This window comes from Flavobacterium sp. UMI-01 (assembly GCF_019656315.1).
In the GTDB taxonomy this organism is placed as follows: Bacteria; Bacteroidota; Bacteroidia; order Flavobacteriales; family Flavobacteriaceae; genus Flavobacterium.
This window is the reverse complement of record NZ_BPLU01000026.1, coordinates 122,720-137,654: the sequence shown is the minus strand read 5'-3', so window position 1 is coordinate 137,654 and position 14,935 is coordinate 122,720. Positions and strand designations below refer to the sequence as shown.

The following is a 14,935-nucleotide window of genomic DNA, read 5'->3' as shown; positions in this document are numbered from 1 at the left end:
CTCATCCGCAAATAAAGTTCCTTGCCCCTGAAAAAGGGGCACCACTTTATTTGCTCCTTGCGGTGCTTGGGGGTGTTTGATTGCCGATTTCCAATTCACGCTCCCAAAAAAAGGAAAACAAGAACATCCGTTTCCAAAAAAAAAATAAATAAAAAGAAAGTAAAGGTCTGCTACGGTTTCAAATAGTAAAGTTCAAGCCCTACGGGTTTTTGAAAAAATCTCCACCTTCACTTCTCCGATTCACCATCCGACTTCAAAGTACGTTTCGACTCTACAAAACCACTTAGGTAGTATTTTTTCAAAAAAACTTGACTTCATTTGAAACCTTCACAGAAAGGATGACTTTCTTTTTTTTCTTTTTTCTTTTAAAATAGATTTATGGAATGAAGTAGAAAATAAAATTGTAAAAAATAGAATCCATTTAATTAAATTAGTAATCTATAAACCTAAAAAAAATAAAATGGGAAAATTTGTAATTAATAAAAGAACTAATGGTGAATTTCAGTTTAATTTAAAAGCTAATAATGGTCAAACAATTCTTAGCAGTGAAGGTTATTCAACAAAAAGTAATTGCGAAAATGGCATCGAATCTGTAAAACGCAATTCTCAAGACGATACTAAGTTTGAACGAAAAACTTCTACAAATGGAAAACAGTATTTCAATCTTAAAGCTACAAATGGACAAATTATAGGAACTAGTGAAATGTATGAAAGTATAGTAGCACGTGATAATGGAATTGCATCGGTAAAAAGTAATGCTCCAGATGCTACCATTGAAGATACGACTAATTAAAGTATTATTTAAAAAAACAAAAAAGCCTGATCTCACGATCAGGCTTTAGTATTGCTTCGGAAAAGGTTACCAATCAAAACCGAAACTATTTTTTGGATTTTATCATCCTTTTTAAAAGGAGCGACACGATAAAACTGACGGTGGCTCCTATGACTGCTAAGATAATGGTTTTTAAAATATCTTCAGATAAAATATTGGGCATAATACTCAAAAAAGTCCCTGAAACAGTCCCAATCGGAAGGCTGTTATTCGTTTCCATCACGGGCTAAGTTTTCGTTGTCTTTTTGCAATTGCTTTAAAATCGCATCGTCCGTTTCAGCCTCTTGATCAACTGTAATTTGGCTAATCGCCGAAATCACTCCACCTGCAACCACCAAATAACCCGCTGCACTTACGACAACTGCAGGCAATGCCACTGGCGCGGCTACAATCGTACCACTGATGGCCAATAAAGCCAATCCAATACTTCGTAAGACTTTAAAAAACTTCGGTGTAGGCGCTTTTGCTCTTTCTACTAAATTCATAATATTGCTTATTTATTCAATCCTTTACATCCTCATTAGAATGCTAAAGATTAAGATTCAACAATTAGTTCAACACGCTCACTACTGTCAAGAGCTTTGTAAACCCTGTCTTTTAATTTCGTAAACGCGATTCTAGACATCAATCCCAATCCTGGACCAGATAGTTTTGTGACCGGAGCGATACAACCATTTAATTCTCTCATAGCATTATTGGCGGGATGGAACAAAATATAGCTTCTATTTTGTACATCCATAATTTCCAAATGCCATTTGAATTTTTGACTGTAACGCTTTCTAATAAAATACTTCCCTTCCGGAATACAGGAAACTCGCTTTTCATTATTCTTCCAAGGCAATTCAATAGTATTACAAATTAATTTACCCTCACATTCGAGTTTCCCATTAGTTCCTTCAGGGAAATAAGTTCTAGTTAAAAACAAAACCATTTTTTAACCTTCTTTGTTAGATTAAGCTTGCGGAAGTCCATTAGACACCACCATCAACTTTAATAAGTGACAGCGGGTTATAAGAACCATTTTTCAACGAATACATGCTACCGTTTACTTCTTGATAGAACTCAAGACCTAAAGCCAAAAATAAAGGTTTAGTACTGTTAGGAGTAACGGTGTTTACTTGGTTAATCACAGCAGTAGCCGTAGCGTCCCAAGGTAAAATTGCAGTTTCGGAATGTTCCTCAACAAAAGTTTCGTTTTCAAAATCTACTTCAACACCTGCCGAAATGATTTTAAAGTGAGTAGTTCCTCTAGGAGCAGCAATCATATTCGATGGAATAAATGAAGGAATATCTACAGACACTTCACCTGTTACTCTGTCGATAGCTCCAGTATAAGGAGCATACAAACTAGTTCCTAATTTTCCACGAATATTGAATTCGAATCCAGCCAGTAATTCTGCCTCACCATCAATGACATTTCTTAATCCACGTTCATTAGTAGCATCAGCCTGAATCACCTTAACCATGGATTGCGTCAAACGACTCACCATACGACTATCAGCCGAATTCAAAAGCAACACACGTAAAGCCGTTCTTAAAACCTTACCCGCCTTCCCAGCTCTTCCAAACTCAGAACCATTTTCACGCGTTCTTTGAAAAGCTGGATCGTTTTTGATTCTATCAGCATCGATGCCCCCTTTCTCACGAGCTAAATGCCCATCTTTCGTTTTGTAAAAGGTAATATCCCCGATAGTACCTTTCAATTTAATTATGCCTTTTTGTCTTGCCATAAATCCTAAAATTTAGATTATTACTTACTCTAAATCATCATCCTGTTGCAACATTTCTGAATTGATTTCAAAGCAAATTTTAGGAGAATTAAGCACAAAAAAAAGGTTGCTCTGTCCCATGTGTCACTTTGTGACACAAATGGCAGAATACAACTTAGATGACTTCCTTTGTACGAAAAGAATTATTCGCTAAATTTATCTATATAAACCCAAAAGGGTATTTCAAGTATAGTATAGCCCAATCAAAGCCATAGATAGAGTATGAGAACTGAGACAAAAAGATTGTGTATTTATCCAAAGGATATACAGCGTATTACAGGTAAAAGTTATCGCCAAAGTATTAGATTGCTTCAAAAGATTAGAAAAGACCTTAATAAGCAAGAAAATGAATTTGTAAGTATTGTTGAGTTTTGCACATACACAAGCTTAATTCATGAACAGGTTATGCCTTTAATAATTGACTAAAAATAGCCTTAACTTATCCGTTTTTTGAACTAGTATTTAATGAGAATTTTGTATTTTAGTACTGTAAAATTTGTCACAATAAAGCATGCTTTTTTGAGGTTCAAAATCGAGACCCTAGAATTTTATTAGATAAAATCCCTTGTAAACAAAGGGATTTCTAACAGAGTACAAATCCCATCCTCTCTGCTGATTTAAATTCCAAAAGGTATCAAAACCTCGAAAACTATAGTGTTTTCGAGGTTTTTTGTTTTCGATAACTTAATTTTTGAAAAATATAGTCAAAAACTTCAGAAATGATTATGATTGTTTTGGAGAATTTTGATTAGTCGATACGAATAACTACTACTAAACAATATTGCGGTTAACTATTTTGCTTCCGAAATCGAAAAAGCCTACGGCAATCGAGTACGCTCTAGGTTAAGACAAATGTTTAACCTTATTGCCTTCGATTCAAATGCAAAGGACAAACGATGAAGTTGAACATTCATGAACTCGAAAAAAAGCGAATATAAAACAATGAATAAATGTTCAACCTTTTTGTCTTTTATTCTAAATATTTCCTGTTTAATTCTGTTAAGGTACTTATAATTGAATTTTGTAGAGGTATTATTTAAATTTATTTGTAATTAAATACTTTAAAATGACAAAGTATAACAATTATATGAGGGTTCAATTATCATTTATTGTTGCTGTGTAATAAAATTAAAGTTTTTGGTAACAAATACGAAGATGTTAGTAACGATATTATATGCAATTGCTCTAAAATTGAAAGTTAAGAAAATCTTAAATTAATAAGTTTGGGTTATTAATTAAACCAATAAAATTTAAGAAATTATGAAAAAAAAATTACTAATGCTTATGTTGGTTAGTGTTCCAACATTATTTTTTGCGCAAAGAACAAAGGTTGCATTTTTAAGTAATGCAGTTACTATTAATGCTATTACTGAACCTGATACAAAAGCGGCAGGTTTGTATGTCGAGTCGTTTTATGGTACTGACTTTAAATATCTCAATGCGGCAACAATGGTAAGTTCTGATTTAAATGATGTTGCTGTAGTGTTTTTTTATTATGACAATACAGGTAGCTATGATTTGCCTGGAGGAAATTTGAGCCCCACTGTAATTTCAAATTTAACAACATTTGTTCAATCAGGTGGGAGTATGCTTTTGGCTGGGTTTGGGACAAGAATTATAGATGACCTTGGAAGAATTCCTTATGAACCAGGTATTGCTGGGAATGGCGCAGGAGGGAGTAATCCTGATTATTGGGGAATTAATAATGTAGAAGGAATGCCTAATGGAAACATGTCAACTCATGCAGTGTATGCAGGAGTTACCACTACCAATCAATCTAATAATGCGGGTGGAACTTATGGATATAATTTTGTACCTCTAATTAATAATGGATACAAAGAAGACCATAATTCGATGTGGGATTTAGGTGCAATTCCTGGATTGACACAACCACACGCAAGTGTTGCAAGGGGTGCAGAATTCCAAACATTAACAAACTCAGTTATTTTAGGGTCATGGCAACATGTAACAGATATGTGCTGTGTTTCTGCTATCGAATTTTTGCCTACAGGAACTTATACTGGTCGAATAATAGCATATGGGCCTGCAGCATACGAATGGGAAATGAATGATTCTCGAACAAACACATTTAATAACAATGTGAAGCTAATTACAACTAATGCATTAACGTATTTAAAAAATTATTCTGTAACTCTTGATACTGAGAGTTTCGAAAACCTAAATCAGGTCTCTCTTTCTCCTAATCCAACTGCTGATTTTGTAATGGTAAATTCAACTAATGGAATTCAGAAAATTTCGATATATAATGCAAATGGTCAAAATGTAAAAGCAGTTTTAGACGAAAATAGGCTAGATGTTAGAAATTTATCAAGTGGAATCTATATTGTTACACTTACTGATAACAATAATGTTGTATATCAATTGAAATTTATAAAGCAATAATTGAAAATTAAGAGAACTACTCCATTTTAAATACTAAATAAAGAGGGGGGAGCCTTAAATAAGGCTCTCCTTTTATTTAATTGTTTTTGAGGTCTTAGTTGGGATTTTTTAGTTGTTTATTTTATGCCAAATACCACATTAACTAAAAACGACTCGAAGGGTGTAGTTCTTAAAAATGTATTACACTCTAAGGGTTGATTACAACTATAAAACATCTTCGCTAGTTTTTAAATTTCAATGTTTACAATTTAGTTTTAAAATATAAATCCTCAAATATTAATAATAAATCAGAGCTTATGCCCTAGCTTTTATTTATTATGATTAACCTACAAAATAAAAAAATAAAATATGAAAAAATATATATTTAAAAATAGAATACAAATGTGTATAATGCTTTTGCCATTATATGTGTTGGCCATTCATCAAGAAAAAATAAATCCTAATGATACTCTGAACACTTTAAAAAGTTCTTCTGTCTTGAAATTAAATGGTAAAACAAGTAAAACTACAACAACAACTTTAATTAATACAGGAGAAGTACTTTATATTAAGTATGATGAAACGACAGGAACAAATACAACCACAAACCAAGTAAATTCTCAAGTTTTATCTATTTCAAATACTTTTAATAAACCAGATAGAATAAAAGGAGTTGATGGAAATGCATTAAGAACTGATGGTTTTTCTACTTGGATTGATACACCATTTTCTGCATCATTTAGTAGTGAGATGACAGTGCAAACATGGATAGCCATTGAAAGTTGGCCTCAAGATAATGAAACTATATCTTTGACACCTTCTTCAATTATACATCAAGCTAATGGTTTTAATATTGGTATTGATAGCTATGGAAGATGGTGGTTCGAATTAGGAGGACAAAAAGCAACCGCTTCGGGATTATTTCCAATGTATAAATGGGTTTTAGTCACTGGAGTGATAAGTTCGAATACGATGAAACTTTATCTCAATGGTATAGAAGTTGGTTCAACTGCATTTTCAGGCAGTATTAACAGTACAGGGAATTTACGAATTGGGAAGGCTAAATCGGTTGTGACGCAAGGGATTTTTCAGTTAAATCATATGAATGCTTCGTACGATGAAACGAAAATTTATACGAGTGCGTTAACACCTACGGATATTTTAAACGAATACAATTCTAAAGTGGGTGTTTTGCCTGTAGGTTTGGAAACAGTTGTGGTTCCTGAAACACGATTTGCAACGGATAAACATAGACCTATTTTTCATGGAATGCCACCAGCAAACTGGACAAATGAACCACATGGAATGGTTAAATTTAATAACAAATATCATATTTTCTATCAACGTACTCCAAATGGACCTTTTAAAACACAAATGCATTGGGGACATATGATAAGTGATGATATGGTGTTTTGGAAACACGATCAAGATGCACTTTGGCCTACTTTTGATGATAATTATGACAGAAAAGGAATTTGGTCTGGTGATGTAGTGGTTGAGGGTTCAACAGCTCATGCTTTTTATACTTCTGTCAATTATTCAGGTGATTATGATCCAGGAATTGGTCATGCGTCTAGTTCGGATGCAAATTTGACTAATTGGACAAAGCTTGGAGGGCTAATAAAGAAATCAACGGTAGGAGTTGATGATTTTAGAGACCCCTATTTATGGAAAGAAGGTAACGATTGGCATATGATAATTGGAGCAAGTATTGGTGGAAGAGGTGGATTAGCTCATTTTACATCTAGCGACTTAAACAATTGGGGTAAAATTGGAAATATTCAAAGTGGTTTAAACGCTTCAGGACAAATATGGGAAATGCCAGTTATGGAATCAATTGGTAATGGGAAACATGTATTAATTGTAAATGGTATAGGTGGTGTTAACCCTGTGAGAGCTCAATATTGGATTGGTACATGGAACGGAACTAATTTTACACCAACACAAGCTCAGGCTAAAAATTTAGATATTATTCATGGGCATTTATCCCCTGCGGTTGCAAGAAATTCAAACGGAAATCCAGTAGGAATTGGTATTGTTGACGAAAGAATTTCATCTGAAGGACAATTAGAAAAAGGATGGTGTCATACCTATAGTTTGCCACGTGAGTGGTATTTGATGGCAGATGGTAAAACCTTAGGGCAAAGACCAGAACCTGCAGCACTTGGATTACGTGAAATAGGAACTCAAACTGTATTTAATAGAACGGTTAATGGTACAGCGTTGTTTAAAGCTACTACATCAAACTCGTATGAATTAACAACAACAATTAGTGGTAATGCCACTAAAGTAGGAGTTAATGTATGTGTTGGTGGTGGTCAATCTGCCAAAATATATTATCAAAATGGAAAAATATTCATTGAGAAAAATGGAGTAGGAGGTTTTGAGAACAACACCTATTCAGGAGATTATGATGTAGCAGCATTTGGAGTGCCAAATAAAATTCAAGTATTTGTTGATCATTCTGTAATTGATGTTTTCATAAATGACGCTTGTACCTTTTCAAATCGATTATATCCTAATGATTCGGCTATTGGTATTGAGTTTGTTTCTGAAGGTGGAACATCAACATTTGATGGAGAATATTGGGAATTGAAAAAATCAGTGGGTTATGAGGCTTTTGCGCCTGCAATTCCAGTTACAAGTTTAACAATGAATGATGATGGAAAAATTGATGAAGGAAAAGAATCTGGGGAGGAAATTACAGTAAAAGTGAATAATAATACTTTCGCAGCTACCCTTACACCAAGTAATTGGACGGTTACAAATTTACCTAGTGGCGTTACGTATTCGCTGTTAAGAGTAAATGATACTACTGTAAAACTTGTTTTAGGAGGAGCAGGGAGTTATGATAACGATATTACTAATTTGAAAGTTTCAATTTCAAAAGATGAATTTACAAATAGCGAAACAGTGTTAACTGATTCAGTTTCTGTAAATTCAGGCGTAACATTCATTGCTTATAAATCGCCTGTGTTGAATCTTAATTTTGAGACTGGAGATTTAACAGGTTGGAATGTGATTTCAGGAGTTAATAATGTTGATTTTAAAATTGTAGAAGGGACTACATTCTGGGGAGGTAATTATTATAATGAAGGAACATTTCATTTTAATTCTTTTCTAGGAACTGAATTTGGAGGTCATGGTGATGCAGCTATTTCTAAAATAAGAAGTAATCCGTTCATTCTTGGAGGAGATGGAAAAATCAAATTATTAGTTTCAGGCGGAGGTTCCAATGGGGACTTGAATAATAATTATGTAGCCTTAATTCGAAAATCAGATAATCAATTAATAACGAAAGTAACTGGTCCAGGTGGAGAAACTAGCTGGCCAAATAGACCTGATTGGATTTTTCCTTCGGATCCTAATAAAAAATATTTGTCTTCTTATATAGAAAGAGAAATGATAGGTACTCCAGGTGTGGAATATTATATTGAAGTCGTAGATAGCAATACAGGTCCTTGGGGATTTACAGGAGTAGATGATATAAGAATTCCATTGCCAGATAATAATCTGTCTGTTATAGATAAATCTAAAGAAAATGATTTAGGTATAAAATTGTTTCCTATACCTACACATGATTACCTATATATTGAAACCGAAACCCCTTATTTATTGCAATTATTTTCGATTTCGGGTCTAAAAATATTTGAGAAACAAATGAAAAACAGATATGAAAAGATTGATGTGAGTAATTTTTTCTCTGGGATTTATTTTCTAAAATTCTCAAATAAAATCAATTCAGAGGTTAGAAAAGTTGTTATTAAATAATTACTTTTTTAAATTACAAATTGGCTATTTCTATTTTATAGAGATAGCCATTTTTGGGTTATTTACAAATAGTAAAACTTGAATTATTCGTTTAGCAAGTTTTAGGTTATTAAGTTGCAACAATTTTATTTTAAACTGCTTTTCAATATATTTACATTAGATTCATTTTTTAAGTTATTCAGCAATTTAATAAAGCTAATCGTTATTTTTTATATTCACTTGTTTTTTTAATAGAAATCACTATGCTAAGAAAACTTAGTTATATCATTCTAATTAGTTGTCTGCTTTTATTTTCTTCATGTAATTCTAATGATAAAGAATTACGTACTATTTCAATTGGATTTTCACAAAGTATAGGTGAAGATGATAGTTGGAGAAAATCTATGGATAATACAATGAAGGTTGAGGCGTCACTTCATCCAGAAGTAGATTTAACTATTTACAATGCCAATTCTAACACAAAAAAACAAATTGCGGATATTGAAAAAATGATTAAAAACCAAATGGATGTTATTATTGTAGCTCCGTATGGTTCTGATTCTATAGTGCCAGTAATCGAAAAGGCAAGTAGAAACGGGATTCCTGTAATTATAGTTGACAGAAAGGTTAATACGTCTAATTATAGTACCTATTTGGGGGCGGATAATATTGAAGTAGGTCGAATTGCAGGAAAATATATTGTATCTAGATCTAATGCAAAAGCAAACATCGTTGAGATTAAAGCCACAACAGAGATTTCTCCAAGTATAGAAAGAAGTTTAGGATTTAAGCAAATTGTGAGCCAATTTCCAAATATTAAAACCAAAAGTATCACAGCATTGGATTTAGAATCAATTAATAATGATTTTATTAAGGTTCTGGATAGTATGCCAAAAATAGACTATGTTTTTGCTTTTAATGATATTATTGCTTTACAAGCATGGGAGGTAGCAAAACGAAAAGGAAGGGAGAAAAACATCAAATTCATTGGGATAGACGGACTGAATGATTCCAATGGAGGAATACAAGCTGTTAAAGATGGGAAATTAACTGCAACCATTTTATACCCTACAGGGGGTAGTGAGGCTATTAGACTTGCAATTAAGCTTGCGAATAATGAAATAATACCTAAGAATAATATTCTCAATACTATTTTGATTGATTCATTAAATGCTGATATAATGAGTAATCAGTTTGATAAAGTAACGCAACAACAAGCAAGTATTGAATCACAGCAAAATGTTATTAAGGAACAAGAAGAAAAGTACATTACTTTATATAATTTAATAAAACTTCTAAGTCTTTTTTTAGTAATTATTTTTTGTTTGGCAGTTTTTAGTGTTTATTCTATTATAACTATTAGAAATAAAAAAAGACTTTTAGAAATTACTAATTATAAAATCACAAGTCAAAAAAATGAGATTGAAAAATTTGTTGAAAAACTCAAAGAAAGCAACGAATCTAAAATTAACTTTTTTACGGGTATATCTCATGAATTTAAAACTCCTTTGACATTGATTTTAAGTTCAGTAGAATCTTTGCATGATGAATTTAAGGATAAAAGTAATAATGTTAAGAAAGATTTGGACATTATGTATAATAATTCGATGAGATTACTTCGATTAATTAATCAACTATTGGATTTTAGAAAAGTAGAGGACAAAAAATTCACCCTTAAATTATCTAAAAATAATTTGTGGAAATTCTCCTTAAACATGTTTAAAGAGTTTAAAAGAGAAGCTAAAAAGAGAAATATTAGTTATACTATTGAAACAGAAAATGAAGAAATTGAAGTATATTTTGATATTAATTTAATGGATAAAGTGTACTACAATTTATTGTCAAATTGTTTTAAGTTCACACCTGACGGTGGAAAAATAGAAATTAAAATTATTCAAAATAGTAAAAAAGGGTATGTCCAAATTAGTTTTAAAGATTCTGGAATTGGTATTCCTGAAAATGAAATTGTAAAAATTTTTACTCCTTTTTTTCAAGGGTCTAATAATTATAGAAACGGTTCGGGAATTGGTTTGAATTTATCTAAAAATTTTATTGATTTACATCAAGGCATAATAGAAGTAAAATCTGTTAATGGTACAGAATTTTCGGTTTATTTAAAATTGGGAGAAGATCATCTGGATAAAGCAGAGATAATCAATGACAATTATTCTTTTTTAACTGATGGGAATGAATATGAATATTTAGAAAATGAATTTTCACCAAATAATGAGTCATTAATTGTAGAGAACAAACAATCAATTTTAGTTGTTGAAGATAATATTGATTTGTTAGACTTTATGTATTCCAAATTAAATACTGAATATATTGTTATAAGATGTAATGGAGAGAAAGCTATTGAAAAAGCCCTTGAGGTAATGCCTGACATTGTAGTTTGTGACTTAAACCTCCCCGAGAAAAACGGTTTTGAAATTTGTGATGTTTTAAAAAAGAATATGATAACATCTCATATTCCTGTGATTATTTTAACAGCTATGGATGATAATAATACTTATTTAAAATCCTTAGAAGTGGGAGCCGATTTGTTTTTGACTAAACCATTTAACTTAAAGGTGTTAAAGCAATCTATAAAAGGTTTATTGTTCAATAGAGAAAAATTACGATATTATTACACTAAGAATATTGACAAAATAGAAAGCGATAGTCTTAGTTTGATTGAGAAAGAATTTTTGAATAAAATTAATGCAATTTTAGAGGATAATATTGATAACTCATCATTTTCTGTTGAAGAGCTAGCAAACAATTTAAATATTTCAAGAGTACAGTTATATAGAAAAGTAAAGGGAGTTTTAGGTATTGGTGTTGGTGATTATGTCAATAATTTTAGATTAGATAAAGCTCAAATTTTACTAACAACAACATCTCTAAATATTTCTGAAATTGCCTATTCATGTGGGTTTGCATCTCCTAATTATTTCTCCACTAGTTTTAAAGCTAAATTTGGAATTTCTCCTAAAGACTATAGAAATAATTAATTTTCTTTTTTGATAATGTAACATTTTTATAGGTATTGCACTTTTATAGTATGTTTTTCTTGGCTTGATAAGACTGATAATGAGCTAGTTTACTTGTTTTATGGGTGTTGGTCTTTTTTTGAAACTAATTTTAAATCCTGTAACAATACTGAATTAGTTTTTTGTAATACTCGAGTAATTTTATATCAAATTAATGTGAAAATGAAAAAGTATACTTCAATTATGATGATAGTACTATTCATTTTTGGATGTAAATCTAAAAATGACCCGAGTACTGATCCGAATCCGAATCCGAACCCGAATCAAAATCAAACAACAGAGCTATTGTTGTTCAATTTTAACGAGTCTTCAGGACAAACAAGTGCTGAATCTAAAACGAGTGCAAGTTTTAATATAAATGGCCCATCTGGAAGTGCTGAAAGAATTAGTGGTGTAGAAGGAAATGCATTGCGGGTAAATGGTTTTTATGGTTGGGCATCGGGTAGTGCTAGTATAACATATCCTTCTTCAAGTGTTTGCGTTTCAGGTTGGGTTGCTCCTTCCTCTTTTCCTGTTCAACGTAAAGATTTAGATCCAATTACTGAAAACACTAATGCTTCTATATTTACTAATGTGAATACTTCTACAAACGCTGGTGTTGCACTTGGTATTGACCAGTACGGAAGAGTTATTGGACAATTTAAAGTAGGAACTGAAGTGGTTAAAATAGTTTCAGAAGAGCAGGTTAAGTTAAAAAAATGGAGTTTTATTGCTTTGAATATTAATGCTATTCAAGGAACAGCTGCTTTGTTTTTAGATGGAGTCCAGATTACAAACGTTTCATTTGCAGTAGGAACGCTTCTGTGGGATAATAATGCAACAATTTTTATAGGTAAAGAATCAAAAACCAAAACTATAGCTGGTTTTGATACTAATGGATTAAATGGAGCGATAGACAAAGTCTCTTTATGGAGTAAGAGTTTGACTAATACTGAAATTTTAGCAGAATTCAACAAAGTAAATCCGTCTATTCCAAATCTCAAAATACCGGTCGAACAACGATTCGCTAATGATATCCATAGACCTAAATACCATTTAATGCCATCTGCATCTTGGACAAATGAGCCACATGGATTATTATATATTGATAATAAATATCATTTGTTTAGTCAAAGAAATTTTAATGGGCCTTATTTAGAACATATCAATTGGGGACATTATGTTAGTAACAACTTAGTAAGTTGGGATGAAAAAACACAAGTTTTATGGCCACAACCAGGCTTTGATGAAGTGGGTATATGGTCGGGTCATGTGGTTATAAAGGAAGGACAACCTTATATTTTTTACACAGGTGTAAATAAAGTCAGAGCAGCGATAGGTTTAGCAACTTCAACCGCTCCTTACGATACTTGGACAAAAAATGCAACTCCAATTATACCCAATGTACCCACCACAATTGCGAATGCTGATTTTAGGGATCCTTTTGTTTTTCAACATAATTTAGATTGGTATATGATGGTAGGAACGGGGCTTAGAACTGGTACAGCAAGAGGAGGATTGTTTTTATTTAAATCCACTTCATCAGACTTTAAACAATGGTCTGCGCAAGGAACGATGTTAGAGGGGAACCCAAATGTTGACGGAACAGGTGATTTTTGGGAAATGCCTGTATATTATAATTTTGGCTCTAAAGCTATTCTATTAATCAATAAATTACCTAATGCAAATGCTTTGTACTGGACAGGAAGTTTTAATGGAACACAGTTTGTTAGGGATAATGCAGTTCCTGAACGTTTGGATGTAATTAATCAATTGTTATCTCCTTCTATTCATCCAGATGCAAATGGTAACCTAACGGCAATTGGAATAATTCCTGACGGTGTAACTTCAGCTAAACATAAAGAGCAAGGTTGGGCACATGTTTTTAGTTTGCCCAGAGTTTGGACATTGGTAAATAACAAAATTAAGCAAGTTCCACATCCTAATTTATTGAGTTTAAGAGGTAGTCAGACAACTTTTACAAATGTTAGTTTTGGACAAAATAGTTCGAATGTATTAAATGGAGCTTCTGGTTCGCAATATGAAATTGTAGCTGATATTGATCCTGGAACGGCTACTAAAGTTGGTTTTTCACTTAATAAAAATGCAGGAACAGGTGAAAAAACACTGATTTATTATGATTTTTCATCAAGTAGTTTTGTTGTTGACCGTAGCTCATCCTCTATTCTTTCAGGTGTTCCACTTAGTAATCAATCTACTAATTATGTTTTACCTGCAGGAAATATCAAGTGGAGAATATTTGTAGATGCTTCGGTTATTGAAGTTTTTATAAATGACGAATTGGCTTTTGCAACTCGTTCTTTTCCTTCAACAACCAATAATTTAATCGATTTATATGCACAAGGGGGTATTGCTACCGCTACTGATTTGAAAATTTATAATATTCAAGGTGGTGGAGTAACTTCTACGGCTAAAGTTGAGCCCAACTCTTTAAAAGAAATTCTTCATCCTGTTGTTTTTCCCAATCCCTCCAAAAACGACTTTAATATCTTGTTTGATTCCATAACTGAATCAAGTTTTATTAATGCTTATGTTTTTGATATTAATGGTTTTCCCATAAAAAGAATTCAAACTCAATTAAGTTTAGATAATCCAATTATAAAATGGGACGGTATAATGGATAATGGTAATCAGGCAATGACTGGAGTTTATATTATAAAAGGATTTGTGAATAAAGAATTATTTGATGCAAAAATTATAGTAAACTAAAGCATACTAAAGATGACATAAGAAATATTAGTCTTTTTTTAAAATGGATTATAGATGCCAATTTGAGAGGTATCTATAATCCATTTTTTTATGATTCTTGTTATAGGATGAAATTTTAAAACCAACAATAATAAACCCAAAATCAGCATTAAGATTTTATTGATTTTTTCACGCGACATTTCTGCCGATTTTTTGTTACAAAACAATTAAAAAACCTGTGTAAATCTCTTTAATCTGTGTTATTAATCAGGCAAGAGTTTATAAATATTAGGGGGTGTTATAATCAAGACCTCTATCAAAAAAAAACTTGCAGGAATCATGAAGTCTATAAATTGATTGATTTTTAATGAGCCAATAATCATGTTTTGGTAACAAATAAGCAGTATAGTCGATAATTCAAATCTCATCTAGGTCAAAATTACTATTCTAGTTTATTTTAAGACAATTATTCAATAGAAATA

Annotated in this window: 9 protein-coding genes and 1 pseudogene; 6 read left to right on the top strand and 4 right to left on the bottom strand. The window is 31.9% G+C overall.

The genetic code is table 11. The features are described from left to right. Positions 1-460: 460 nt before the first annotated feature. Positions 461-793, top strand: coding sequence for a YegP family protein (locus K5R64_RS10145; RefSeq protein ID WP_220763197.1), 333 nt, complete (start codon positions 461-463; stop codon positions 791-793). Positions 794-878: 85 nt separating this feature from the next. On the opposite strand, the gene K5R64_RS10140 is transcribed toward K5R64_RS10145, so the two are convergent. The 4 genes from K5R64_RS10140 to K5R64_RS10125 are packed head-to-tail and all read right to left on the bottom strand — an operon-like array spanning position 879 to position 2,562. Next, positions 879-1,052, bottom strand: a complete 174-nt coding sequence (locus K5R64_RS10140) for a hypothetical protein (RefSeq protein ID WP_220763195.1) — start codon at positions 1,050-1,052, stop codon at positions 879-881. Further along, complete coding sequence (locus K5R64_RS10135) at positions 1,039-1,317, bottom strand: hypothetical protein (RefSeq protein ID WP_220763193.1); 279 nt, start codon at positions 1,315-1,317, stop codon at positions 1,039-1,041. Before K5R64_RS10135 ends, K5R64_RS10140 begins: the two co-directional genes overlap by 14 nt. Positions 1,318-1,367: 50 nt before the next feature. After that, on the bottom strand, positions 1,368-1,763 hold the full coding sequence (locus tag K5R64_RS10130) for a DUF5675 family protein (protein WP_220763192.1): 396 nt from the start codon (positions 1,761-1,763) through the stop codon (positions 1,368-1,370). A 40-nt stretch (positions 1,764-1,803) separates the two neighbouring features. After that, positions 1,804-2,562: a hypothetical protein gene (locus K5R64_RS10125; RefSeq protein ID WP_220763190.1), complete on the bottom strand. Its 759-nt coding sequence runs from the start codon at positions 2,560-2,562 to the stop codon at positions 1,804-1,806. A gap of 828 nt (positions 2,563-3,390) precedes the next feature. On the opposite strand from K5R64_RS10125, the pseudogene K5R64_RS17205 reads away from it, so the two are divergent. From K5R64_RS17205 to K5R64_RS10105, 5 genes and pseudogenes are all read left to right on the top strand, one after another. Then, a pseudogene (locus K5R64_RS17205) lies at positions 3,391-3,501 on the top strand (ATPase); the annotation flags it as partial. A 360-nt stretch (positions 3,502-3,861) separates the two neighbouring features. Further along, complete coding sequence (locus K5R64_RS10120; RefSeq protein ID WP_220763188.1) at positions 3,862-5,004, top strand: DUF4960 domain-containing protein; 1,143 nt, start codon at positions 3,862-3,864, stop codon at positions 5,002-5,004. A 348-nt stretch (positions 5,005-5,352) separates the two neighbouring features. Further along, entirely contained in the window at positions 5,353-8,754 is a 3,402-nt protein-coding gene (locus K5R64_RS10115; protein WP_220763186.1) for a LamG-like jellyroll fold domain-containing protein, read from the top strand. Between the two features lie 242 nt (positions 8,755-8,996). After that, on the top strand, positions 8,997-11,726 hold the full coding sequence (locus tag K5R64_RS10110; protein ID WP_220763184.1) for a substrate-binding domain-containing protein: 2,730 nt from the start codon (positions 8,997-8,999) through the stop codon (positions 11,724-11,726). Positions 11,727-11,927: 201 nt separating this feature from the next. Next, positions 11,928-14,474, top strand: a complete 2,547-nt coding sequence (locus K5R64_RS10105) for a GH32 C-terminal domain-containing protein (RefSeq protein WP_220763182.1) — start codon at positions 11,928-11,930, stop codon at positions 14,472-14,474. Positions 14,475-14,935: the final 461 nt, after the last annotated feature.